Source organism: Streptomyces sp. NBC_00370 (assembly GCF_036084755.1).
In the GTDB taxonomy this organism is placed as follows: domain Bacteria; phylum Actinomycetota; class Actinomycetes; order Streptomycetales; family Streptomycetaceae; genus Streptomyces.
Map to the genome: position 1 here is coordinate 1,929,924 of NZ_CP107968.1, position 23,351 is coordinate 1,953,274.

Annotated in this window: 21 protein-coding genes; 15 read left to right on the forward strand and 6 right to left on the reverse strand. The window is 71.7% G+C overall.

The genetic code is table 11. The features are described 5' to 3' along the window. The first annotated feature begins 349 nt into the window (after positions 1 to 349). The 6 genes from aroA to OHS57_RS08300 all read left to right on the forward strand — a co-directional run bounded on the left by aroA (position 350) and on the right by OHS57_RS08300 (position 10,706). On the forward strand, positions 350 to 3,349 hold the full coding sequence (gene aroA, locus OHS57_RS08275; protein WP_328581516.1) for a 3-phosphoshikimate 1-carboxyvinyltransferase: 3,000 nt from the start codon (positions 350 to 352) through the stop codon (positions 3,347 to 3,349). A 102-nt stretch (positions 3,350 to 3,451) separates the two neighbouring features. Beyond that, on the forward strand, positions 3,452 to 4,621 hold the full coding sequence (locus OHS57_RS08280; RefSeq protein ID WP_328581517.1) for an acyl-CoA dehydrogenase family protein: 1,170 nt from the start codon (positions 3,452 to 3,454) through the stop codon (positions 4,619 to 4,621). Beyond that, entirely contained in the window at positions 4,618 to 5,460 is an 843-nt protein-coding gene (locus tag OHS57_RS08285; RefSeq protein ID WP_328581518.1) for an SDR family oxidoreductase, read from the forward strand. Before OHS57_RS08280 ends, OHS57_RS08285 begins: the two co-directional genes overlap by 4 nt. Positions 5,461 to 5,501: 41 nt before the next feature. After that, a complete protein-coding gene (locus OHS57_RS08290; RefSeq protein ID WP_328581519.1) occupies positions 5,502 to 7,670 on the forward strand; it encodes an oxidoreductase in 2,169 nt (722 codons plus the stop codon). Positions 7,671 to 7,737: 67 nt separating this feature from the next. Next, on the forward strand, positions 7,738 to 8,967 hold the full coding sequence (gene fabF, locus OHS57_RS08295; protein ID WP_041996776.1) for a beta-ketoacyl-ACP synthase II: 1,230 nt from the start codon (positions 7,738 to 7,740) through the stop codon (positions 8,965 to 8,967). A gap of 50 nt (positions 8,968 to 9,017) precedes the next feature. Further along, complete coding sequence (locus OHS57_RS08300; protein WP_328581520.1) at positions 9,018 to 10,706, forward strand: class I adenylate-forming enzyme family protein; 1,689 nt, start codon at positions 9,018 to 9,020, stop codon at positions 10,704 to 10,706. A gap of 27 nt (positions 10,707 to 10,733) precedes the next feature. Here the strand turns inward: OHS57_RS08300 and OHS57_RS08305 are convergent, their stop codons facing one another. Further along, the gene (locus OHS57_RS08305; RefSeq protein WP_041991293.1) at positions 10,734 to 11,606 is read right to left on the reverse strand and encodes a DMT family transporter; all 873 of its coding nucleotides are present in this window, start codon (positions 11,604 to 11,606) and stop codon (positions 10,734 to 10,736) included. Positions 11,607 to 11,725: 119 nt separating this feature from the next. On the opposite strand from OHS57_RS08305, the gene OHS57_RS08310 reads away from it, so the two are divergent. Both OHS57_RS08310 and OHS57_RS08315 read left to right on the forward strand, forming a co-directional pair. After that, entirely contained in the window at positions 11,726 to 12,673 is a 948-nt protein-coding gene (locus OHS57_RS08310; RefSeq protein WP_328581521.1) for a pseudouridine synthase, read from the forward strand. A 38-nt stretch (positions 12,674 to 12,711) separates the two neighbouring features. Continuing rightward, positions 12,712 to 13,404 carry an alpha/beta hydrolase-fold protein gene (locus OHS57_RS08315; protein WP_328581522.1) on the forward strand — a complete coding sequence of 231 codons (693 nt, stop codon included), beginning with the start codon at positions 12,712 to 12,714 and terminating at the stop codon, positions 13,402 to 13,404. A gap of 46 nt (positions 13,405 to 13,450) precedes the next feature. On the opposite strand, the gene OHS57_RS08320 is transcribed toward OHS57_RS08315, so the two are convergent. Further along, positions 13,451 to 14,035, reverse strand: a complete 585-nt coding sequence (locus tag OHS57_RS08320; protein WP_328581523.1) for a TetR family transcriptional regulator — start codon at positions 14,033 to 14,035, stop codon at positions 13,451 to 13,453. 176 nt (positions 14,036 to 14,211) lie between these two features. Here OHS57_RS08320 and OHS57_RS08325 point away from each other — a divergent pair, with 176 nt between their 5' ends. Beyond that, positions 14,212 to 15,123, forward strand: a complete 912-nt coding sequence (locus tag OHS57_RS08325; protein ID WP_328581524.1) for an SDR family oxidoreductase — start codon at positions 14,212 to 14,214, stop codon at positions 15,121 to 15,123. Positions 15,124 to 15,213: 90 nt separating this feature from the next. Beyond that, a complete protein-coding gene (locus tag OHS57_RS08330; protein ID WP_443042852.1) occupies positions 15,214 to 15,414 on the forward strand; it encodes a hypothetical protein in 201 nt (66 codons plus the stop codon). Positions 15,415 to 15,427: 13 nt separating this feature from the next. Here the strand turns inward: OHS57_RS08330 and OHS57_RS08335 are convergent, their stop codons facing one another. Genes OHS57_RS08335 through OHS57_RS08345 form a run of 3 tightly spaced genes read right to left on the reverse strand, consistent with a single transcriptional unit; the run spans position 15,428 to position 16,687 of the window. After that, complete coding sequence (locus OHS57_RS08335; protein WP_041991284.1) at positions 15,428 to 15,757, reverse strand: DUF202 domain-containing protein; 330 nt, start codon at positions 15,755 to 15,757, stop codon at positions 15,428 to 15,430. Beyond that, entirely contained in the window at positions 15,757 to 16,101 is a 345-nt protein-coding gene (locus OHS57_RS08340; RefSeq protein ID WP_443043063.1) for a YidH family protein, read from the reverse strand. Before OHS57_RS08340 ends, OHS57_RS08335 begins: the two co-directional genes overlap by 1 nt. 58 nt (positions 16,102 to 16,159) lie before the next feature. Continuing rightward, the gene (locus tag OHS57_RS08345; protein WP_041991283.1) at positions 16,160 to 16,687 is read right to left on the reverse strand and encodes an NUDIX hydrolase; all 528 of its coding nucleotides are present in this window, start codon (positions 16,685 to 16,687) and stop codon (positions 16,160 to 16,162) included. Positions 16,688 to 16,770: 83 nt separating this feature from the next. On the opposite strand from OHS57_RS08345, the gene OHS57_RS08350 reads away from it, so the two are divergent. Further along, positions 16,771 to 18,429, forward strand: a complete 1,659-nt coding sequence (locus OHS57_RS08350; RefSeq protein ID WP_328581525.1) for an FAD-binding dehydrogenase — start codon at positions 16,771 to 16,773, stop codon at positions 18,427 to 18,429. Between the two features lie 256 nt (positions 18,430 to 18,685). On the opposite strand, the gene OHS57_RS08355 is transcribed toward OHS57_RS08350, so the two are convergent. Continuing rightward, positions 18,686 to 19,123, reverse strand: a complete 438-nt coding sequence (locus OHS57_RS08355) for an ASCH domain-containing protein (RefSeq protein ID WP_328581526.1) — start codon at positions 19,121 to 19,123, stop codon at positions 18,686 to 18,688. 217 nt (positions 19,124 to 19,340) lie between these two features. Between OHS57_RS08355 and OHS57_RS08360 the strand changes: the two genes are divergently transcribed. The 4 genes from OHS57_RS08360 (at position 19,341) to OHS57_RS08375 (ending at position 23,334) form a co-directional block, all read left to right on the forward strand. Continuing rightward, positions 19,341 to 20,306, forward strand: a complete 966-nt coding sequence (locus OHS57_RS08360) for a hypothetical protein (protein WP_328581527.1) — start codon at positions 19,341 to 19,343, stop codon at positions 20,304 to 20,306. 36 nt (positions 20,307 to 20,342) lie between these two features. Continuing rightward, positions 20,343 to 21,890 carry an APC family permease gene (locus OHS57_RS08365; protein ID WP_328581528.1) on the forward strand — a complete coding sequence of 516 codons (1,548 nt, stop codon included), beginning with the start codon at positions 20,343 to 20,345 and terminating at the stop codon, positions 21,888 to 21,890. A gap of 156 nt (positions 21,891 to 22,046) precedes the next feature. Then, complete coding sequence (locus tag OHS57_RS08370) at positions 22,047 to 22,712, forward strand: molybdopterin-dependent oxidoreductase (RefSeq protein WP_078863974.1); 666 nt, start codon at positions 22,047 to 22,049, stop codon at positions 22,710 to 22,712. Then, complete coding sequence (locus OHS57_RS08375; RefSeq protein ID WP_328581529.1) at positions 22,654 to 23,334, forward strand: cytochrome b/b6 domain-containing protein; 681 nt, start codon at positions 22,654 to 22,656, stop codon at positions 23,332 to 23,334. The genes OHS57_RS08370 and OHS57_RS08375 overlap by 59 nt, the downstream gene beginning before the upstream one ends. Positions 23,335 to 23,351 lie beyond the last annotated feature (17 nt).

The window sequence follows — 23,351 nt, forward strand, 5'->3', positions numbered from 1 at the left end:
CCCGCGTCGCCGGATGTCGCCACCCGCGCACGGCGATTAGCCCCCGCGAGCGCCCACCCGGCGCTCCCCACACATCACCCGAACCAGCGGCAGGCACCGGCCGGGTCCGACATCCCTCGTATGGGCTACTCCTCGGATCGACCGGCGATGTCACACGTCTGACCGCGCCCGGTTTCATAACGTAACCACTGCCGTCTTGCGGACGGTTCCAACACCGAGCCACGGCACTCCGGCGTCCGAGGCCCTGTTCGTGCTGCCCCGGCGCCCCGCGCCCGGCGGCCGTGGGGCTCCGCCGCCTGCGCTCCGTGACGCGGTGTGCCCGCCCATGGCCAGGGAGTAGCACGCCCACATGCATCTTCTCGTCAAGGGGATCCAGCACCAGCTGACCGGTGAAGTCCTCGTCCCCAATTCCAAGTACCACGCGCACCGCGCGCTGATCCTCGCCTCGCTCGCCGACGGGGTCAGCCGGGTGCACGGGCTCTCCGACGCCCGGCATGTCCAGTACACCGTGGGGCTGTTGCGCGGCCTCGGTGTCAAGATCACGACGGACGGTGACACGTTCGTGGTGCACGGGCTCGGCGGCCGCTACCGGCCCCGCCGCGCCGCCGTGTCGGCGGGCAGCTCCGGCACCACCCTCTATTTCATGATCGGCCTCGCCGCGCTCTCCGACCGGCCGGTCACCGTGACCGGCCAGAAGTACTTCAGGCGCCGGCCCGTCGGTCCGCTGCTGACGGCGCTGCGGCAGCTCGGGGTCGAGCTGGAGTCGGCCGACGACTGCCCGCCGGTGCATGTCCGGGGCGGCCGGCCGGCCGGCGGCCATGTCCGGATCGCCGGGACGCTCTCGCAGTGGATCTCGGGGCTCATCCTGCTCGCGCCGTTCGCGACGGGGCCCACCACCATCGAGGTCGAGGGCGAGCTGAACGAGCGCTCCTACCTGGAACTGACCGTCGCGATGATGCGGCAGTTCGGCCTTGAGGTGAGCGTCTCCGCCGACTGGCGGCGCTTCGACATCGCCCCAGGGCAGGAGGCCACGCCCACCGAGCTGACGCTGCCGCCCGACATCGGCTCGGCCGCCTTCGGTATCGCCGCCGCCGCCCTGCACCCGTCCGACGTGCTGCTGCGCGGCATGGACCGGCTCGAAGGCGGCCCCGCCGACCACCCCGAGTTCCACTTCCTCGACATCGCCCGGGCCATGGGCGTGCCCATGGAGCTGGACGAGGCGGCGGGCGGGGTACGGATCAGGCAGCGGGCGCCCGAGCTGAAGGCCGTCACCGTCGACTGCCGTGACGTGCCCGACATGCTGCCGGTCCTGGCCACGCTCAGCACCTTCGCCTACGGCGAGTCGGTGTTCGAGAACATCGCGCACACCCGGCTCAAGGAGTCCGACAGGGCGGCGGCGATGCTCCAGCTCAACGCCATGGGCGGCGACCTGGAGCTGTCCGGCGACGCGCTGCGGGTGCGCGGGGTGGGCGCTCTGGTCGGCGCGAAGCTGTCGTCGTTCAACGACCACCGGGTGCTGATGTCGCTGGCCGTGGCGTCCTCCCGGGCCCGCGGCCACTCGACCCTCACCTACCCGAACGCGTACCGGATCTCGTATCCGACGTTCCTCGACGCGATGAACACCCTGGGAGTGCCCATGTCCGTCGAGGACGGCGGGACCCGGCCCGGCAGGGCCGCGGTCCGGCGGCTGGAGAAGGAAGTCGGCAAGCCGGAGCTGGCGGCGCGGATCACGCTGCCCGAGTGGCTGGCGCGGCGGGCCGCCGCCCGCCCCGAGGACACCGCCGTGGTGGACGTACGGCCCGACGGCGACGAGACCGTCAGCTGGCGGGAGCTGGCCGAGCGGGTCGAGCGGACGGCGGCGACACTGCTGAGGTTCGGGGTGCGGCCGGGTGAGCACGTCGCCTACCAGCTCCCCAACCGGGCCGAGTTCGTGGTGCTGTCCCTGGCGTGTCTGCGGATCGGCGCGGTGTGCTGCCCGATCATCCCGTTCTTCCGGGAGCGCGAGGTCGGACACGTACTGCGCCGCTCGCGGGCCAGGGTCCTGGTGGTGGCCGACAGCTACCGCTCGCGCCGCCCGGCCGACGAGCTGGTGGGCCTGCCGGCCGAGGACAGCTCCGCGCTCGAACATGTCGTCGTACTCCCCTCGGCCAAGGGCCCCGCGCGGCTGCCGGACTTCCCGGCCGGCGGCCCCGCCGTACACGACTGGGAGCAGGCGCTCGCGGACACGACGATCGACAGGGCGGCTCTCGACGCGGTCGAACCCACCCCCGCGATGACGGCGCAGCTGCTGTTCACCTCGGGCACCACCGGCGAGCCCAAGGGCGTGACCCAGCCGTCGGCGAACCTGGTCAGAGCCGCGTCCATGGAGATCAGACACCTCGGGCTCGGCGCGTACGACGCGATCTGGGTGCCGTCGCCGCTCGCCCACCAGACCGGGTTCCTGTACGGGATGGTGCTGGCGACCGTCCTCGGCGTACCGCAGATCCTGCAGTCCGAGTGGGACCCGGAGCGGGCCGTGCGGTCGCTGAACGAGCACGGCGCGACCTTCGTACAGGCGGCGACGCCGTTCCTCTCCGACCTGGTCAGGACGGTGGAGGAGAGCGGCGACACACCCCGCTCCCTGCGGATCTTCGTGGCCACCGGCGCGACCGTGCCGCGCGGTCTGGCCGAGCGGGCGGGGCGGGTGCTCGGCGCCGACGTGTGCGGGGCCTTCGGTACGACGGAGACGTGTCTCGGCGCGCTGTCGGCGCCGTCCGACGAGCCGGGACAGCGCTGGGGCTCCGACGGCCGCGCGCTGGACGGCATCGAGCTGCGCGTCACCGACGAAGTGGGCCGGGTGCTGCCGGCGGGCGAGGAGGGCAACTTCGAACTGCGCTCCCCCACCGTGTTCGACGGCTATCTGGGCAGGCCCGATCTGACGGCCGAGGTCTTCACCGAGGACGGCTGGTACCGCACGGGCGACCTGGCGACCATCGACGGCTCCGGTTTCCTGCGGATCACCGGACGCGTCAAGGACGTGATCAACCGGGGCGGCGAGAAGATCCCCGTCGCCGAGATCGAGCAACTGCTGTTCGCGCACCCGGCGGTCGACGACGTCGCCGTGGTGGCGATGCCCGACGAACGGCTGGGCGAGCGGGCCTGCGCGTTCGTGGTCGTCAAAAACGGCGCCGAGCTGGGATTCGATGCGATGTGCCGCTATCTCGACGAACACCAGGTCGCCAAGCAGTACTGGCCCGAGCGGCTGGAGCCGATCGCGACGCTCCCCCGCAACCCCATCGGCAAGGTCCAGAAGTTCGAACTGCGCGAGCGGGCCCGCGGGCTGCGGCCGCACACCGAAGAGAACCACTGACAAGCACCGACAACCACCGACAAGCCCTGACAAGCCCTGACGCGCTCCGGCACCGGCCGGGTACCACTCAGTTATGACGGAAGAAGAAGGCAGAAGCAGCACATGACGCGAGAAGAGCGGTTCCCCCAGCTCCGCGAGCAGGTCGAGCGGTGGGTGGAGGGGCCCGGCGAACGCTGGGCCGAGCGGATCGAGGAGACCGGGGAGGTACCGGAGGAGCTGTGGGCCGAGCTGAACAGCCTGGGGTTCCTGCGGATCGCGGCGCCCCGCGAGTACGGCGGTGCGGGGCTGGGCTTCGCGCGGTGGATGGAGCTGATGGAGGTCTTCTCCCGCTCCCACGGCTCGGTCCGGATGATCGTGCACGTCGTCAACGGCATCTGGCGGTCCATGGACGGCCACGCCTCCGACGAGCAGCGCAAGCGCTTCGTCATCCCCTCGGTCACCGGCGAGATCAAGATCGCCTTCACGCTGACCGAGCCGGGCAACGGCACCGGCGCCGACATCACCACGTCGGTGGTGCGGGAGGGCGACACGTACTACCTGTCGGGCCGCAAGCACCTGATCACCTTCGGGATGCGCTGCGACTACTACCTGCTGGCTGCCCGGGTCGAGGGCAGCTCCGGTCACGAAGGCACCGTCGCGCTGCTGGTGCCGCGCGACGCGGCGGGGCTCACCGCCGAGGACACCTCGAACACCATGGGCGTCACCGGCACGGACCACGCTTCGCTGACCTTCGACCGTACGCCGGTCCCGGTCGACCACCGGCTCGGCGCCGAGGGGCAGGGACTTGAGGTCTTCCTCGGCGGCTTCCTCACCCCCTCGCGGATCTCCGTCGCGATGAGCTGTGTGGGGCTCGCGCAGCGGGCGCAGTCGCTCGCGATCGACTACGCGCGCAGCCGGGTGACCTTCGGCAAGTCCCTCACCCAGCGCCAGGCCATCCAGTTCATGCTCGCCGAGAACGCCGCCGACATCGAGGCGGCGCGGCAGCTCGTCCTGCACGCGGCGCGCCGCTTCGAGGAGGGCGCCGACGACGCGTCGATGCAATCGTCCATGGCCAAGATGCACGCCGTGACGATGCTGACGAACGTCACCGACAAGGCGCTGCAGATCCACGGCGGGCTCGGCTACTGGAAGTCCCAGAAGATCGAACGCGTTTACCGGGACGCCCGCGCGCAGCGCTTCGAGGAAGGCACCAACGAGGTGCAGAAGGCAGTGGTCTTCCGTGAGCTGCTCCAGCGCGCGGCGGCCGACGACACGGAAGGAACGGCCCGATGAGCAGGCAGCAGGGCGGCAACGGCGGCGGCGAGCAGGTCTCGCTGATCACGGGGGCCTCGCGCGGTATCGGCCGCGCCCTGGCCCTCACCCTCGCCCGGCAGGGCGGCACGGTCGTCGTCAACTACAAGAAGAACGCCGATCTGGCGGAGAAGACCGTCGCCGACGTCGAGGAGGCGGGCGGCAGCGGCTTCGCCGTCCAGGCGGACGTCGAGACGACCGAGGGCGTCAAGGCGCTGTTCGACGAGGTGGCGCGGCGCTGCGGGCGGCTCGACCACTTCGTGTCGAACGCGGCGGCGAGCGCGTTCAAGAACATCGTCGACGTCGGTCCGCACCACCTCGACCGGTCGTACGCGATGAATCTGCGGCCCTTCGTGCTGGGCGCGCAGGAGGCGGTGAAGCTGATGGACAACGGCGGCCGGATCGTCGCGCTGTCGTCGTACGGCTCGGTCCGCGCCTATCCGACGTACGCGATGCTCGGCGGGATGAAGGCCGCCATCGAGTCGTGGGTGCGGTACATGGCGGTGGAGTTCGCGCCGTACGGCATCAACGTCAACGGGGTCAACGGCGGGCTCATCGACTCCGACTCGCTGGACTACTTCTACAACAAGGTCGAGGGGATGGCGCCGATGGACAGCGTCCTCGACCGGATCCCGGCGAACCGGCCGGGCACGGTGCAGGAGATGGCGGACACCGTGCTGTTCCTGCTCGGCGCCGGGTCCGGCTACATCACGGGACAGACGCTGGTGGTCGACGGCGGGCTGAGCATCGTCGCGCCGCCGTTCCACTCCGAGACCGGTGGCCCGCTGTCGCTGCCGCCGCGCCCGACGCGCGACGCCTGACAGCGACTGCCGGGGAGCTACTGAGGAGAGGGAAAAGACACGTGTTCGACCACGTCTTCCGGCCCGGCGCCATCGGAGGCCTGACCCTGCCGCACCGCGTCGTCATGGGGGCCATGCACCTCAACCTGGAGACCCTGGACGACGACGGCGCCGCGCTCGCCGCCTTCTACCAGGAGCGCGCCAGGGGCGGGGCCGCGCTGATCGTCACCGGCGGTACGGCGGTGAGTCCGGCCGGCGCGGGCGGGCCCGGGTACGGCATGGCCGACGACCCGGGCCACCGGGCGGCGCTGCGCCGGGCGGCGGACGCGGTGCACGAGGCGGGCGGTCTGATCGCCCTCCAGCTCTTCCACGCCGGGCGGTACGCGCTGCCCGGCGCGCCCGGCACCGACGGCGGCCCACCGGTCGCGCCGTCGGCCGTCTTCAGCCGCTTCGCCCGCGTCACTCCGCGGGAGCTGACGCACGAGGAGATCCTGGCGACGGTCGCCGACTTCGCCAGGGGCGCGGGGGTGGCGCGTGAGCTGGGCTTCGACGCCGTCGAGGTGATGGGCTCCGAGGGCTATCTGATCAACCAGTTCACCGCGCCGCTCACCAACCGGCGCGGTGACGCGTGGGGCGGCGACGCGGAGCGGCGCAGGAGCTTCCCGGTCGCGGTGCTGAGCGCCGTACGGGCCGAGGTCGGACCGGACTTCCCCGTGCTGTTCCGGATGTCCGGCGCCGATCTGGTGCCGGACGGCACACCGCGCGAGGAGACGGCCGCGCTGGCCGTGGCCCTCGCCGGGGCGGGCGCCGACGCGCTGGCCGTGGGGGTCGGCTGGCACGAGTCGCAGGTGCCCACGGTGCAGGCGCAGGTGCCGGCCGGTACCTGGGCGGTGCACGCCAAGGAGATCAAGCGGGCGCTGCGGGCGGCCGGCCACGGCGCGGTGCCCGTCATCGCGTCCAACCGCTTCAACCGGCTCGCCCAGGCCGACGAGGTGCTGGCGGGCGGCGAGGTCGACTTCGTCGCCCTGGCCAGGCCGTTCCTCGCCGACGCCGAGATCGTCACCAAGTCCGCTGCGGGGCGGGGCGATTCGGTGGACATCTGTATCGCCTGCAACGAGGCGTGCATCGACCGCTCCTTCGGTACGGAACGGGTGTCCTGCCTGGTCAACCCGCGTGCGGGGTACGAGCGGGAGTTCCCGGCGCGGGCGCGGCCCGCGCCCGGCCGCGCCGGCCGGTACGCCGTGATCGGGGCCGGGCCCGCAGGACTTGAGGCGGCCAGGACGCTGGCCAGGCTCGGCCATCAGGTCGAGGTCTTCGAGGCGGCGGCCGAGCCCGGCGGCCAGTTCCGGCTGGCCGCCCGGGTGCCGGGGAAGGCCGAGTTCGGCGAGACCGTGCGCCACCGGGTCAGGGAACTGGCCGAGTTGGACGTACCGCTGCGGCTCGGCCACCGGATCGGGCACGGCGACCTCGCGGCGCTGCGGGAGCTGGACGGTGTGGTGCTGGCGACCGGTGTCGTGCCGTGCCTGCCGACGCTGCCCGGCCTGGCGCTCCCCCATGTCGTCGACTACCCGAAGGCGTTCGCCGACCCCCACACGCTCGGCCCCCGGGTCGCGATCGTCGGTGGCGGCGGGATCGCGGTGGACCTGGCGCATCTGCTGACCGGCGATCCGTACGCGAAGGTGACACCGGAGGAGTTCCTGGCGGCGCACGACCTGACAGCGCCGCGGATTACCGCTGCGGCGACGCGGGCCGAGCACCGCCCGGGGCGCGGCCCGCGCGAGGTGACCCTGATGCGGCGGACCGGCCGGATCGGCGCGGGCATCGGTCCGAGCACCCGCTGGGTGGTCATGGCTGAGCTGCGCTCGGCCGGGGTCCGCACCCTCACCGGGGTGCGGTACGAGGAGATCACCCGCGACGGCGTACGGATCGTGGACGCCGAGGGGCAGCCGCAGCTCGTCGCGGCCGACCACGTGGTGCTCGCGGCGGGACAAGAACCGGAACGTGACGCGGCGGCCCTGCTGAGCGCGGCCGGCATCCCGTTCGAGACGGCGGGCGGCGCCGCGGGCACCGAAGGACTCAACGCCGTGCGCGCCACGGCGGAAGGGCTGCGGGCCGCGCATCGCATCGCGCGGAACCGGAGCCCACGACAGCAGAACCGGAACGGCCGGGACGGGCGGAACGGGATCGCGCGGAACGCGAGCGCGCAGAACCGGATCGCGCAGAACCGGTGATTTTTCAGAGCCACGGCCGGATCGTGGTCCGAGCAGGAGGAATGCCGTGCAGAACAACCAGCAAGTCGTGGTGACGGGCTTCGGCGCCCTCACCCCCGTCGGCAACGACCGGGAAAGCACCTGGCAGGCGCTCCTCGCGGGCACGTCGGGGATCGCCCCGATCACGCGCTTCGACGCGTCGGGGATGGCGACCGGGATCGCCGGCGAGGTCAAGGGCTTCGACCCGGCCGACCTCTTCGACCGCAAGCGGCAGCGCCGCTCGGCCCGCTTCTCACAGCTGGCCGTGGCGGCGGCGCGGGAGGCTGTGGCCGACGCCGGCCTCACGGTCGGCGCGGCGGACGGCGGCATCGACGCCGAGCGCGTCGGGATCGTCCTGAACAACGCGGTCGCCGGGATGGACGGCGTCGAGGCGGCCGTCGACCTGATGCACGCCGATCCGCGCGGCGTCTCCCCGTACTTCGTGTCGTCCGTCATCCCGAACATGCCGGCCTGCGAGGTCGCCATCGACCTCGGTGTGCGCGGCCCGGTCACGGCGAGCGCGCTGGCCTGCGCCAGCGGGATCTACGCCCTGCTGGAGGCGCGCAGGCTGATCCTGTCGGGCGAGGCCGACGTGGTGATCGCGGGCGGCACCGACTCGGCGATCACGCCGGTGATGTTCACCGGCCTGTCCAACATGGGCGCGCTGTCCCGCCGTAACGACGACCCGGCCCGTGCCAGCCGGCCGTTCGACGCCGACCGGGACGGCTTCGTCTTCGGCGAGGGCGCCGTCGTCTGTGTCCTGGAATCGGCCGAGCACGCACGCGCGCGTGGCGTCCGGGCGTACGCGGAGATCGCGGGCGGCGCGCTGACCTCGGACGCGTTCCATGTCAGCGCGCCCGACCCGAGCGGCGCGGGCGCGGTGGCGGCGATGCGCGGGGCGCTGCGCTCGTCGGGCACCGAGGCGGCCGACGTGGACTACATCTGCGCCCATGGCACCAGCACCCGGATCAACGACCTCGCCGAGACCCGGGCGATCAAGGAGGTCTACCGGACGCACGCCTACGACACGGCGATCAGCTCGCCGAAGTCGATGGTCGGCCATCTCATCGGCGCCGCCGGCGCGCTGTCGGCGATGGTGTGCGCGCTGGCCATCAGGGACGGGGTCGTACCGCCGACGATCAATCTCGAAACGCCGGGCGAGGAGTGCGATCTCGACTACGTGCCCGGCACGGCGCGCAAGACCGGGGTACGGGCGGCCGCGGTCAACGCCTTCGGCTTCGGCGGCCAGAACTGCGTGGCCGTGCTGAAAGCCGTCTGACGCCCTCCCCCGCCCACAAGGAACACCACAAGGAACGAAGGAACAACGCGATGAACACCCCGGATCCGATAGACACCCCTCCACCCGGCTACGACCCGGCCGCCTTCCGCGCCGTCTTCGAGCGGCAGTTCACGTACTGGTCCGGCTTCCGGCGCAACGCCCACCGGTACGCGCGCTCGACCGCCATGTCCGACCCGGCGACCGGGCGGAGCTGGACGTACGCCGAGCTGGCGGCCGAGACCGAGCGCTGCGCCGCGGGGCTCGCCGCCGCCGGGGTGCGGGCGGGTGACCTGGTGGCGTACCAGCTCTTCAACGGGCCCGAGTTCGCGCTGCTCTATCTGGCCACCCAGCGGCTCGGCGCGATCGGCTCACCCGTCAACTTCCGGCTCGCGCCCGGCGAGACGGCCCATGTGCTGGACAGCGGGCGCCCCGCCGCTTTCGTGTACGACACGGCCGTCGCCGAGAACGCGGGCCGCGCGCTGTCGCTCGCCGGGCACACCCCGGCGCTGGTCGCCCATGTCGAATCGGGCGCCCCCGACGACCGGCCGCTGCCGGGCTCCGTACCGTTCACCGAACTGGCCGCGAGCGGCGCGGACCTGGCGCCCCTGCCCGAACCCGCCGGCGGTATCTACACGGAGACCACCCGGCTCTACACCTCCGGCACCACGGGACTGCCCAAGGGCGTACCGCTCAACAACGCCACCGAGGTGCTCTCCGCGCATGACGTGATCATGCACTTCCCGCTGTCGCCAGAGGACCGCACACTCAACATGACGCCGTGGTTCCACCGGGGCGGTCTGTACGCGGGCGGCCCCAACCCGGTGTTCTACGCCGGCGGCGAGGTGGTGCCGCTGCGCCACTTCGACGCGGACACCGTCCTCGATCTGGTCCAGGAGCGGGGTCTCACCTTCCTGATCGGCGCGCCGACCAATCTGGAGCGGCTGGCCGACGCGCAGGAGCGGTCGGGGCGCGACCTGTCGACGCTGCGCGGCATCGTCACCATGGGCGCCCCGCTGGACCGGGCCGCCGCCCTGCGCTACCAGCGGGTGCTCACCCCGCGGATCTTCAACGGCTACGGCACGACCGAGGCGTTCTGGAACACCTTCCTGCGCCCGGTGGACCTGCCGGAGCACGCGGGCAGCGCGGGGCGCGCCTCCACCGACGACGACGTGGCGATCGTCAAGGTCTACGAGGACCGCAGGGCGGCGCCGGACGACCTGGCGGCGAAGGACGGCCAGGAGATCGGCGAGGTGATCGTCCGCTCCCCCAAGTCCGGGTACAGCTACATCGGACGGCCCGACGAGGAGGCGGAGAACTTCCGGGACGGCTGGCTCTACATCGGGGACCTGGCGACCTGGGACGAGGACGAGTACGTCACGATCGTCGGCCGCCGTGACGACATGATCCTGTCGGGCGGCGAGAACGTGCACCCCGTCCAGGTCGAGGAGATCCTGGGCGAGCTGCCGGGCGTCGCGGACTCGGCGGTGGTGGGGCTGCCCGACCCGGAGTGGGGGCAGCTGGTCACGGCGTACGTGGTGCGCAAGGACCCCGCCCTGACCGCCGAGGACTGCGAGAAGCACTGCCGCTCGCACCCCATGCTGGCCCCGTACAAGCGGCCGCGCGCCTACCGGTTCGTGGACGCGCTGCCGACCACGGCGACCGGCAAGAAGATCCACTACCAGCTGCGCGAGCAGGTGGCGGCGGACGCGGCGGCCGGGCTGCTGGAGCGCCTGGGCTAGGTCGTGTCCGCGGACCTCAGCCCGGCCTCAGCGGACCCGGCGTGGCTGTGGCGCGTTTCCCGAGACGAGCGGGGAGCGCGCCAGCTCCACGCACCCGGCGGCGACCAGCCCGAGCCCCGCCAGCTCGGGCAGCAGCCACCAGCCGGTGCGCAGGGTCTCGCCGAAGAGCGTCACGCCGTAGGTGATGCTGATGAGCGCGTCGCCGAGGGTGAGCATCGGCTGGGACGCCACCAGCGACCCGGCCTGCAGGGCGTTCTGCAGCAGGAACAGCGCGCCGACCCCGGCGACGGCCGTGGCGTACAGCTGCCAGGAGGCGAACAGCGCGACGATGCCGTCGCCGTCCTCAAGACGCGCCACCGCGTCCTTCATCAGGGCGGCCGTCAGCGCGTACCCACAGGCGGCGGCGAGCCCGAACAGCGCGGCCCGCGGATTGCCGCGCACCCGCACGGCCACCGAGATCAGTACGGCCTCGAACCCCACGGTGATGATCAGCGCGGGGATCCAGGCGACCCCGCTCACGGTCTCGCTGCCACCGCCCGGCGCCGCACTGGCCATCCCCAGCGCCAGCCCGAAGGTCACGGCGGCGACGCCGTACCAGGCCGAGCGTGGCAGCTTGGTGTGGAAGACGTAGCCGGCGATCAGCAGGGTCGACGGCAGCTCGATGACGAAGATCGGCTGGACCACGGCGATGGCGCCGGTGGCGAGGGCGATGGCCTGGCAGGCGGCTGCCACGATCACCAGGCCGATCCCCGCCAGCCACACCTTCTGCCGCAGCAGATGCCCGATCAGCGAGAGGTGCATCGCCTCCTTGTCGGGGACGGTGGAAGCGGCGCGGCGCTGGAGCACCGATGCGGAGCCGTTGCTGATGGCGGTCAGCACGGCGAACAGGACACTGATCACCGCACCATCATGCGGGTCGGGGCGCCGGGAACCGGCGCCGGACCTGGCCGAGGCCGCCCGCACGGTCCGAATGAGGTACGTTCCAGCGGTCCGGAACCGGCGAGTGAGGAACACGGCGGGTGCGCAGAAAACGAATCCCGGCCGCGCCGCTGCCCCAGCGGAACGGGGTCGACCCGGTGCGGCTGCGGCTCCCGGCCGACCCCGCGGGGGCCTGGCCCACCGTGCGGGACCATCTGGTCGCACGGTTCGCCGGGGCCGTCGGGGTGCCGGAGGTCGACGGCATGTTCCGCGACGGACGGTTCGTGGACGCGGACGGGCGGTCCGTCGCGCCCGGGGAGCCGTACACCGTAGGCCGTTGGCTGTGGTTCCACCGGGACGCGGCCCCCGAGGAGCGGGTGCCGTTCGAGATCGGGGTGGTGTACCGCGACGACCGGATCGTGATCGCCGACAAACCGCACTTCCTGGCGACGACCCCGCGCGGCAGCCATGTCACCGAGACGCTGGTGGCCAGGGCCCGCCACGAACTGGACCTCCCCGCCCTCCAGCCGGCCCACCGCCTGGACCGCCTGACGGCGGGCCTCGTCCTGCTGGTGGTACGCCCCGAGCTGCGCGGCGCGTACCAGACCCTGTTCCGGGACCGGCTGGTGCGCAAGGAGTACGAGGCCATCGCCCCGTACGACCCGGCAGTGCCCCTGCCGACGACGGTCCGCAGCCGCATCGAGAAGGAACGCGGGGTACTGACGGCCCGTGAGGTGCCCGGCGAGCCCAACAGCGAGAGCCGGATCGAGCTGCTGTCCCACGACGCCGACGCCGACGCCGGCCACGCCCGCTACCGCCTGCTGCCCACCACCGGCCGCACGCACCAACTGCGCGTCCACATGAACGCGTTGGGCCTCCCCCTGCTGGACGACCCGCTGTACCCGACGGTCCTCCCACCGGCCCCGGACGACTACAGCCGCCCGCTGCGGCTGCTGGCGAGGGTGCTGGAGTTCAGGGACCCGGTGACCGGCGAACAACGGCACTTCGAAAGCGCCTGGCGGCTCGCCGGGCCCTCGGCCGATAGTTGATACGGCCCGACCCCCACGACTCGATCGAGGTACCTGTGATGCGCAAGGTCCGAAGCGTCACCCCGGCCGCGCGCAAGCACGAGTTGCCCGACGGCGCCCCCGGCCCCGCTCCTGCCGACGTCCTGCCCTACCTCGTCCATCTGCCGGAGGACTACGACGCCGACTCCGGGCGCAGCTGGCCGCTGGTGCTGTTCCTGCACGGCGCCGGCGAACGCGGCTCCGACCTGGACTCGGCAACGGTCCACGGCATACCGAAACTGGCGGAGGCCGGCCACGAGTTCCCCTTCGTGATCGCCACGCCACAATGCCCCGCGTCCAGCCAATGGGTCGCCGAGCTGACCACGCTCGCCGGGCTGCTGGACGACGTCGCCGCCGACTACCGCATCGACCCGTCCCGCGTCTACGCCACCGGTCTGAGCATGGGCGGCTTCGGCACCTGGAGCCTGGCCGTCCGCTACCCCGAACGCTTCGCCGCCATCGCCCCGGTCTGCGGAGGCCTGTGGCTGCAGGACGTCGACCCCATCCGCCACCTGCCGGTCTGGGCGTTCCACGGCGAGGAGGACAAGACCGTCCCGATCGAGTTGACCGAAGAGATCGTGGCAGGCCTCGAAGCGCTGGACGCGGACGTCCGCTTCACCCGGTACGAGGGCGTCGGCCACGACTCCTGGACCCGGACCTACGACAACCCCGACCTCTACACCTGGCTCCTGGCCCACCACCGCACCGACTGAGCCCGCGCGCGTCAGTCGGCGCGCTTCTCGCGGGGTACGCGGATCGTCAGGAGGTCGGGTCGGCGACCGGTGCGGGCGCGGCCAGGGTGTGCAGATCGTTGAACGCTTGAAGGAGGTGTGCGTCCAAGGGCTGTGCGGGGTCGTCGATCCAGGCTTGGGCCGCGTGGTGGAAGGTGGCCCAGCCGGTATGTGCGGCCAGATCGGCCAGCCCGGCGGGGACATCGCGCCGGCGTAGCGCCTCCGCCATGGCTTCCGTGAGGGCTGCGCCCTTGGCCAAGTCGCGTTCCCGGAGCGCCGGCGTCCTGGCGATGACCGCCAGTCGCGGCTCGGAGAACGGGCGGTTTTCCTCAAGGATCCGGCCGGCCTTGCGGAAGGCGCACAGCAGAATACCGAGCGGCTGCAGGCCGTCGGGGGCGTCGGCGACCTCTTGGACCAGCGCGGCGCGCAGGTCGGCTTCGCCGTCGAAGAGCACCTCACGCTTGTCCGGGAAGTGCCGGAAGAACGTGCGCTCGTTGATGCCTGCTCGGGCGGCGATCTCGGCCGTGGTGGTCCGGTCGAACCCGCGCTCCCGGTACAGCTCCAGAGCCGCCTGCTGAAGGCGGCGGCGCGCTTCTGCTCCGCTTCGTGGCACCCCCCGAAGATACCGCACACGCCAGCGACTGACATGACTTGACGCCAGTGACTGGCGCTACGTAATGTCAGTGACTGGCGCTACTTAGTGCCAGTGACTGGCGTTAACGGAAGTCTTCTGCCCGGTGTCGCTGGTGCGGCGACCCGTGCGCACCCCCCCCCCAGAGAGAGCGTTTCATGCATATTTTCGTCACTGGTGGTTCCGGCCAGACCGGTCCCGCCGTCGTCGCCGAGCTCGTCGCGGCCGGCCACCACGTCACTGGTCTGGCGCGCTTCGGCACCGCCGCCGCGCGGCTTGAGTCGCTCGGCGCCACACCGCACCACGGCTCCCTGGACGACCACGACAGCCTGCGCCGCGGCGCCGAAGCAGCCGATGGCGTTCTGCACATGGCCTACGGCGGCGACTTCTCCGACCTCGACGACATGATGAGGCGCGACCGGACCGCGATCGAGGCGCTCGGCCAACCGTTGGAACACTCGGGCAAGCCGCTCGTCGTCACCTCGGGCACGCTGGTCATGCCCGCAGGCCGGGAGAGCACCGAGAAGGACGAGCCAGACACGACCGGCATCGCCGCCTTCCGCATCGCGGGCGAGCGAGCCTGTCTGGACTTCGCCGCTCTGGGCGTACGCGCGAGCGTGGTTCGCCTCGCTCCTACCGTCCATGGCCCCGAGGACCACGGCTTCATTCCCATGCTCGTCGCGACCGCACGGAGGACCGGCGTCTCGGCTTATGTGGGCGACGGCACCAACCGGTGGCCCGCGGTACACCGGCTCGACGCCGCGGTCCTGTTCCGGCTGGCGCTGGAGAAGGCTCCTGCCGGCAGCGTGCTGCACGGAGTGGCCGAAAGCGGCGTCACCATGAAGGACATCGCGCAGACGATCGCCCGTGGCCTGGATCTGCCGACGGTCTCGCTGACGCCCGACCAGGCTGCCGGGCACTACGCCGGCCCGTTCATGGCCAGGGTCTACGGCTTCGACGCCCCGGTCTCCAGCGCTCACACGCGGGAACTGCTCGGCTGGTCGCCCACCCACCCGACACTGCTCGACGATCTCAAGCATGGCGACTACCTGACCGCTCCGGCGTCCTGACCCCGGAGGGAAACGCGCCGCGCGTCAGTCGGCGTCCCAGTTCTGGCCCGCCGCGGCCGGGTCCCGGCGGGGCCCGAGGGGCCGTTGGCCGTGCCGCTGTGCGGTGACGATGAGGCCGCGCTGGAGGTCGTCCGCACACTCGTACGGGACACCGGCTGCGTCCCGTACGACGGCGGCGGGCTCGCGCGGGCCGATCTGCTGGAGGCCGCCACCGCCTTTCTCATCGGGCTGTGGCGGACCGGCCAGGACCCGCGGGCGATGCTGCCGCCGTTCGCCCTCGCCACGAGCTGAGCGGTAGGAGCAGTCAGAACAGCGCCGTCACACCGAACGCCGCCAGCGCCACCGTGCAGACCGTGGCCGTGACGGCGGCGCGCAGCCGGATCGGCCTCGGCCGGGCCGTGCTGAGCGCGAGGACCCGGCGGTGGGCCACCGCCAGGAAACCCACCCAGCCGAGCGCGCTCAGCGCGGTCGCCGCGATACCGGCCGCCGTACCGCCCTGGTGGAGCACCTGCCGGACGGCGAGTACGGCGGCCACGGTGTACGAGAGCGTCGTGCGCCGCCAGGCCAGCCGGGTGCGTTCCGGCTGGAGCCCGGGGTCCGCGCCCTCCCGGCCCCCGGCGGGCACGTCCGCCATCAGCCGGCCCGGCCCAGCAGTACGACGATCAGCATCGCCACGGCGACCACCCCGACCGCCAGGCTCAGCAGCGTCGGGAAGCGGGTCACCGGCAGATCGTCGCCGCGCCGCATCGCGCGCTCGCAACGTACCCAGTGGTTGACGGCCCGCAGCGCGGACAGCGCGCCGACAGCGAGCAGTGCGACGGCCAGCCCGGCCCGCACGCCGCCGCCCAGACGCGGCAGGAACTGGTCGACCGCGAAGCCGCCGCCGACCAGGGCGAGCGCGGTACGGATCCACGCCAGGAACGTGCGCTCGTTGGCCAGCGAGAAGCGGTAGTCGGGGGTCTCGCCCTCGTCGCCCATCCGCTGCGGCGTGAACCACAGCCGCAGGCTCCGTGCAAAGTCGCTCACCAGCGGCACCCTACGCGCGGCGGGCTCTGAGCTGCTCGTACGCCGCGAGACCGTCCGGCACCCACTCCCACTCGCCGAGCCTGCGCTCCAGTTCGCCGTCGGTGAGGAAGTCGTGCCAGGCGACCTCCTCGGTCTGGGGGTTCACCGGCAGCTCGCAGCGGACCTCGTAGACCGACGACCACCAGCTCTGGCCGCCCTGCGCCGACCCGTGCGGGGCCGACTCGTAGAGGAACTTGAACAGCGGTACGGGCGTGGGCAGTCCGGACACCCCCAGCTCCTCCTCGGCCTCGCGCAGCGCCGCGTCGTCGTAGCTCTCGCCCGCCCCGACGACACCGCCGACGAACATGTCGTACAGCGAGGGGAAGATCAGCTTGACCGGCGTTCTGCGGTGCACGAAGATCCGGCCCTCCGCGTCCCTGGCCTGGATGAAGACGGCGCGGTGGCGCAGCCCCTTCGCATAGACCTCGCCGCGCGGGGCCTGCCCGACGACGTGGTCGTGCTCGTCGACGACGTCCAGGATTTCCTCTTCCGGGGTCATGGCTCCATCCAATCAGTTGACTAGTTACTCGCGCGTACCGAGTATCGGAGGTTCCGTACCGCTCAGCTAAGGATGGAAAGCCGATGGCGTACGACGCCGATGTGATCGTGGTCGGGGCCGGCCTCGCGGGGCTCGTCGCCACCGCCGAACTGGTGGACGCGGGACGCTCCGTGATCGTCGTCGACCAGGAGCCCGAGCAGGCGCTCGGCGGGCAGGCCCACTGGTCCTTCGGCGGGCTGTTCTTCGTCGACTCGCCCGAGCAGCGCCGGATGCGGATCAAGGACAGCCATGAGCTGGCGACCCAGGACTGGCTCGGCACCGCGGGGTTCGACCGGGCCGAGGACCACTGGCCGCGCAAGTGGGCCGAGGCGTACGTCGACTTCGCGGCCGGCGAGAAGCGCGACTGGCTGCACCGGCAGGGAATGCGGTTCTTCCCCGTCGTCGGCTGGGCGGAGCGCGGCGGGTACGAAGCGACGGGGCACGGCAATTCGGTGCCGCGCTTCCACATCACCTGGGGCACGGGCCCTGGTGTCGTCGCCCCCTTCGAACGGCGGGTGCGGGAAGGGGTCGCCAAGGGCCTGGTGAGCTTCCGCTTCCGGCACCGGGTGACTGGCCTCGGCCGGACGGCCGGCGCCGTGGACACCGTCACGGGCGAGGTGCTGGAGCCGAGCGACGTCGCGCGCGGCGTCACGAGCGGCCGTACCGCGACCGGTGCCTTCGAGCTCCGGGCGCAGGCCGTGATCGTCACCTCCGGCGGCATCGGCGGCAACCACGACCTCGTACGCGCCCAGTGGCCCGAGCGTCTCGGCACCCCGCCGCGCACCATGCTGACCGGCGTGCCCGCGCATGTCGACGGGCTGATGATCGGTGTCACGGAGGAGGCGGGCGCCCACCACATCAACCGTGACCGGATGTGGCACTACACCGAGGGCATCCAGAACTGGGACCCGATCTGGCCGGGGCACGGCATCCGGATCCTGCCGGGACCCTCGTCGCTGTGGCTGGACGCGCGCGGCAAGCGGCTGCCGGTGCCGCTGTTCCCCGGCTTCGACACGCTGGGCACTCTGGAACACATCATGCGTTCCGGTTACGAGTACACCTGGTTCGTCCTCGACCAGCGGATCATCGGCAAGGAGTTCGCGCTCTCGGGCTCCGAGCAGAACCCGGACCTGACCGGCAAGTCGGTGCGGGACGTGATCGGCAGGGCGCGGGCCGATGTGCCGGGCCCGGTACGGGCGTTCATGGACAAGGGCGTCGACTTCGTGGTGGAGGACGACCTGGGCGCGCTGGTGCGCGGCATGAACGCGCTCGCGGGCGGCGAGCCGCTGATCGACGAGGCGGAGCTGCGCCGCGAAATCACCGCGCGGGACCGGGAGATCGCCAACCCGTTCACCAAGGACCTCCAGGTGACGGCCATCAGGGGCGCCAGGAAGTTCATCGGCGACCGGCTGATCCGTACGGCGGCGCCGCACCGGATCCTGGACCCGGCGGCCGGACCGCTGATCGCCGTACGGCTGAACATCCTGACGCGCAAGTCGCTGGGCGGACTTGAGACCGACCTGTCCTCGCGGGTGCTGACCGAGGGCGGCGAGCCGCTGCCGGGCGTGTACGCGGCGGGCGAGGCGGCGGGGTTCGGCGGCGGCGGGATGCACGGCTACCGCTCGCTGGAGGGCACGTTCCTGGGTGGCTGCATCTTCTCGGGGCGGGTGGCGGGCCGGGCGGCGGCGCGGGCGGTCGGCTGACGCGGGGAGGGGTCGCCGTCCGGCGCGGGGTCGCCGTCCGGCGAGGTGTGGTGCCTTGGGTGCGGGTCCGTGGTGCGGGTTGTGGTTGCGGTTGTCGCCGGGGGCCGTTCCGGGGTCGTGTCCTGCGCTGCATGATTTACGGCGCGTACTCGCCCGACGCGGAGCCACCGCCGAGATGCGCCACAAATCACGCTCTACGCTCCGGACACCACCCCTGCACGACCCCCTTCACCCCTGCGCCGTATCTGACACTGCGTCAGTTCGGCAACCCGCCTCGTAGGTCCACCACCCGGAACCGCTCCGCGACGACCAGTGTCGTGTCGTTCACCGTGAACTCCGGGTCGTCCAGCGCCTCGCGCATCTCGTCGCTGTGCCAGAACCGCTCGTGGGCCGCGCGCCATTCGGCGACCGAGGTGTGGCCCTCGCCCTCGTCCAGCGCGTGCCGCAGGTCGACGTCGCCCAGCGGCAGCACCCGTACCTCGGTCAGCTCGATCACCGCGATCTCCCGGCCCGCCGAGTCGATGAGCGCCGACCTCTCGCCCACGGGCGGGAGTTCCTCCCGTTCCGCCTCGAACTCGGCGAGCAGTCCGGTGGTCGAAACCTTCTCGCCGCTGAGGACCGCGGCGACCAGCCGGTCGCGTGTCGGCCCGGGAAACGCGAGCAAATATGGCGGGAGCGGTTCGGGTTTCTCCATGACGTCAGCTTACGAGCCAGGATGGCCGAAAGGCGTCCCATCTGGGCAGAAGCACCCGTGAGCGATGTTTGGCGGCGTCTCGGGACGGGTCAACCCAGGTCACCGAGGTGACAGTTGACGTCCAATTACAACGAATCGGCTCTTGACGTAGGGCCTTGGGTACCGCTTTGCTGTGCGCGATCATTGCTCATTCACGTGGTCTGGAGGAACTCCGCGGATGTCTCCGCCTCCGCCGCCCCTGGGCCGTTCCCGAAGACGGGGCTCACGCTCCGACCAGCACTTCGATCCGGCCCTCGACGACGTCGAACTCGCAGGCGTACGCGATCAGTTGGCCCAGGGCCGCTGGTCCGAGGCGCGTACCCTGCTCGCGGCGACCGGCGACGACTGGGACCGCCGCGGCCACCGCGCCGTCGTCCTCGCGCAGGCGTCGGGCGCCGTCGCCTGGACCCGCGACTGGCTCGTCGTCGAACCCCGGAGCAGCGACGCGGCGACGCTCTTCGCCTGTGCCAACGTCATCGCGGCGCTGCGCGGCAAGGAGCCCGAGTACCGGGCGCGTGACACCTGCCGTGAGGCGATCAGACGCGCCCCCGCCGACCCCACCCCCTGGCTCGGTCTGCTGCTCCTCGCCCGCACGCTGGGCACGGAGGAAGAGACCATGCAGCTCTTCGACGAGGTCCGCACCCGGCACCCGGAACACCACCACGCGCACCATCTGATGGTGGCCCGGCTCGCCGAGCGCCATGCGGAGGTGGGGCAGGACCCGCTCCACGAGGTCTACGACTTCGCGTCCTGGGCCGCCGAACAGGCCCCGGCCGACTCACCGCTCGCCGTGCTGCCCGTCGTCGCGCACGCCGAGCGCTACCGGGTGCTGGCCGCTTCCGGCCGGGAACCGGGTGACCCCGCCGAGTCGCCCCACTGGCGCAGCCGTCGCGCCCATCAGGTGCTCAAGACGGCGTTCGACTGGTGGCTGGAGTGGGGGTACGAGGAGCAGGCGCACCCGCGCAACCGCGTCGACCTCAACTTCCTTGCCCACGCCCAGTTCTACGAGGGGAGGGTGGCCGAGGCGGCAGCGCTCTTCAACCGCATCGGCGAGCACAACACCCCCGCTCCCTGGTCCTATCCGGACCGAGACCCCCACAAAGCGTTTCTCGCCGCGCGCAGTGCCGCGCTCGGCTCCGCCTGACCGACGCACCACCGATTCCCGGAAGGAACCTCTGCCATGTCGACGGGCAGTTCGACCACGAGCGAGATAAACACTTACAAGGGGCAGGAGAGAGCGCTCCGCGCGAACCGGCTCGGCACCGCCGGGCTGCTGCTGTCCGTGCTGGCGGCCAGCGCGCCCCTGATGACGGTGGCGGGGGTCATGCCCACCGTCTACGGGGTCATGGGCATCGTCGGTCAGCCGCTGCTCTACGTCATCCTCGGCGTGGTCCTGGTGCTGTTCAGCGTCGGCTACGCCGAGATGAGCCGGCACGTGCACAACGCGGGTGCCTTCTACGCGTACATCGCGCGCGGTCTCGGCCCGACGGCGGGCGCGGGGGCCTCGCTCGTCGCGCTCGTCGCGTACAACGCCATGCAGGTCGGTATCTACGGCCTGTTCGGCTTCGAGGTCTCGAACCTCTTCGGCACCTACCTCGACACGAGCGTGGCCTGGTGGATCCCCGCGCTCGCCGGCGCCGTGCTCGTCGCCGTCCTGGGCTGGCTGAAGATCGACCTCAACGCCAAGGTGCTCGGTGTCCTGCTGCTCATCGAGGTGACCCTGGTCCTGATCTTCGACGTCTCCGCCGTCGCCGACCCGAGCAAGGAGGGCCTGTCCCTCCACGCGTTCAACCCGGACACGCTCACCGGCGCCGGGTTCGGCACCGCGCTCTGCTTCTGCATCGCCGCCTTCGTCGGCTTCGAGCAGGCCCCGGTGTACGCGGAGGAGACCAACCGCCCGCACGTCATCGTGCAGCGCGTGATGTTCCTGGGCGTCGGGATCTCGGCCCTGTTCCTGGCCATCGGCGCCTGGGCGTTGTCCCTCGCTGCCGGGCCCTCCTCGATCGTCGCCGCCTCGGGCAAGGAAGGGCCGAACCTGCTGTTCGGGCTGACCGAGGGGCTGCTCGGCAAGACGTTCACCGATGTGCTGCATGTCCTGTACGTGACCGGCATGTTCGCCGCGATGCTGAGCTTCCACAACGTCGTCGCCCGGTACGCCTTCGCGATGGGCCGCGAGGGGCTGCTGCCCGCCCGCTTCGGCCGCACCAGCAAGTCCAGCGGCGCGCCGTCGGCGGGTTCCGTGCTGCAGTCGGTGTTCTCCATCGTCGTCATCCTGATCTTCGCGCTGACCGACGACAAGCCGGTCGGTGACCCGACGGCGCCGGTGCTGCACCTGTTCACCTGGATGGGCAACATCGGGGCGTTCGGCGTCATCCTGCTGATGGCCGCCGCCGCGTTCGCCGTGATCGCCTTCTTCGTCAAGCGCGGCGCGGGCGGCGCGCAGGCGTGGCGGCTGATCTCCTCGGGGCTCGCCGGTATCGCGCTGGTGGTCGTGGCCGTCTTCACGGTCAAGGACTTCGACGTCCTCGTCGGTGCGGGCCCCGGCTCCTCGCTGAGCTGGATCCTGCCCGCGATCATCGGTGTGGTGCTGGTCGGCGGTCTTGTCCTCGGACTCGTGCTGCGCGCCACCAAGCCCGAGGTGCACGCCAGGATCGGGCTCGGCAACGAGGCGTTCGAGCTGGAGAAGGCCGCCGAGTCGCAGACGGCCGAGGCGGCTCCGCGCGTCTGACGGGACGCTGAGTCGAAGAGTCTGACGAAAGCCTTACGGACACCCGCGGCCGCCTGCTTCACACGGCCGCGGGTGTTCAATTGAACCGTGAACCATCAACCAAGCGGCAACGAAGCGCCCAAGGGCGCGCCGGTGGGGCGCCGGGTGGTGCTCTCCATGGTCGGCGTCGGCGCCGCCGGGATCGTCCTCGCACCGCATCTGCAGCACGGCCTCGAATCGTTCCTGGGCGCGGCCGCCGAGAAGGATCCGACCGGAATCACCGGACTGCTGCCCAACGGCGGGGGCTTCCGCTTCTACAACGTGGCCGCTTCCGTGCCGAACAAGGACGCGAGCAACTACCAGCTGAAGATCGACGGGCTGGTCGACCGGCCCGGCACCTACACGCTGGACGCGCTGCGGAAACTGCCGCAGACCCGGATCGTCCGTGATGTGCAGTGCGTCACGGGATGGCGGGTCCCCAAGACACCGTTCGAGGGCGTCCGGGTCTCCGACCTCCTGGAAGCCGCCGGGGTGCGCCCCGAGGGCAAGGCGCTGCGCTTCACCTGCTTCGACGGCACGTACAGCGAGAGCCTCACGCTCTCGCAGGCCCGCCGCGACGACGTCCTGGTGGCGCTGAAGATGCAGGACAAACCGATATCGCACGCGCACGGCGGTCCGGTACGGCTCTACGTGGCCCCCATGTACTTCTACAAGTCGGCGAAATGGCTCTCCGGGATCTCGGTCACCTCCGAGGTCAAGCCCGGCTACTGGGAGGGGTACGGCTATGACGTCGACGGCTGGGTCGGCAGGTCCAACGGGCGCGACGACACCCCCACCGTCTGAGCGGCGCGGCCCTGGCCGGCTGCGCCGCTTCACCCGCGCCGAGCGCTGGGTGCACCGGAGCACCGCCTGGCTGATGATGACGTGCGTCGTCACCGCGGCTTTCCTGTACGTCCCGCAGCTGGCCGAACTCGTCGGCCGGCGCTATCTCGTGGTCACCGTCCACGAGTGGTCCGGCATCCTGATCCCGGTGCCGTTCCTGGCCGGGCTCGTCTCCCGCGCCTTCCGCAGGGACCTGGAGCGGCTGAACCGCTTCATCCCCGAGGACCGGGAGTGGCTGCGCGCCGTCCGCAAGCGCTGGGCGTGGCCGGGCGCGCGGCCCGCGGGCAAGTTCAACGCGGGGCAGAAGCTCTACGCGGCCTGGATCGCGGGGGCGGTGCTCGTGATGGTCGCCACGGGGCTGCTGATGTGGTTCACCGGGCTCGCCCCGATCGTGTGGCGCACCAGCGCCACGTTCATCCACGACTGGCTGGCGCTGGCCATCGGGATCGTGCTGTTCGGTCATATCGGCATGGCGTTCAACGACCCGCAGGCCAGGCGCGGGATGCGCACCGGCGAGGTGGAGCGCGACTGGGCGGAGCGGGAGCACTCGCTGTGGAAGGACGGCGACCCGCCCGAGGAGTGAACTCCCGCTCCACCAGG

What these genes read in the sequence shown, in the direction of transcription:
- OHS57_RS08280 (WP_328581517.1), top strand. Translation starts at nt 3,452, where the DNA reads ATGACGCGAGAAGAGCGGTTCCCCCAGCTCCGCGAGCAGGTCGAGCGG.
- OHS57_RS08315 (WP_328581522.1), top strand. Translation starts at nt 12,712, where the DNA reads ATGCGCAAGGTCCGAAGCGTCACCCCGGCCGCGCGCAAGCACGAGTTG.
- OHS57_RS08325 (WP_328581524.1), top strand. Translation starts at nt 14,212, where the DNA reads ATGCATATTTTCGTCACTGGTGGTTCCGGCCAGACCGGTCCCGCCGTC.
- OHS57_RS08300 (WP_328581520.1), top strand. Translation starts at nt 9,018, where the DNA reads ATGAACACCCCGGATCCGATAGACACCCCTCCACCCGGCTACGACCCG.
- aroA (WP_328581516.1), top strand. Translation starts at nt 350, where the DNA reads ATGCATCTTCTCGTCAAGGGGATCCAGCACCAGCTGACCGGTGAAGTC.
- OHS57_RS08335 (WP_041991284.1), bottom strand. Translation starts at nt 15,757, where the DNA reads ATGGCGGACGTGCCCGCCGGGGGCCGGGAGGGCGCGGACCCCGGGCTC.
- OHS57_RS08350 (WP_328581525.1), top strand. Translation starts at nt 16,771, where the DNA reads ATGGCGTACGACGCCGATGTGATCGTGGTCGGGGCCGGCCTCGCGGGG.
- OHS57_RS08365 (WP_328581528.1), top strand. Translation starts at nt 20,343, where the DNA reads ATGTCGACGGGCAGTTCGACCACGAGCGAGATAAACACTTACAAGGGG.
- OHS57_RS08375 (WP_328581529.1), top strand. Translation starts at nt 22,654, where the DNA reads ATGACGTCGACGGCTGGGTCGGCAGGTCCAACGGGCGCGACGACACCC.
- OHS57_RS08360 (WP_328581527.1), top strand. Translation starts at nt 19,341, where the DNA reads ATGTCTCCGCCTCCGCCGCCCCTGGGCCGTTCCCGAAGACGGGGCTCA.
- OHS57_RS08285 (WP_328581518.1), top strand. Translation starts at nt 4,618, where the DNA reads ATGAGCAGGCAGCAGGGCGGCAACGGCGGCGGCGAGCAGGTCTCGCTG.
- OHS57_RS08355 (WP_328581526.1), bottom strand. Translation starts at nt 19,123, where the DNA reads ATGGAGAAACCCGAACCGCTCCCGCCATATTTGCTCGCGTTTCCCGGG.
- OHS57_RS08345 (WP_041991283.1), bottom strand. Translation starts at nt 16,687, where the DNA reads ATGACCCCGGAAGAGGAAATCCTGGACGTCGTCGACGAGCACGACCAC.
- OHS57_RS08370 (WP_078863974.1), top strand. Translation starts at nt 22,047, where the DNA reads ATGGTCGGCGTCGGCGCCGCCGGGATCGTCCTCGCACCGCATCTGCAG.
- OHS57_RS08340 (WP_443043063.1), bottom strand. Translation starts at nt 16,101, where the DNA reads ATGGGCGACGAGGGCGAGACCCCCGACTACCGCTTCTCGCTGGCCAAC.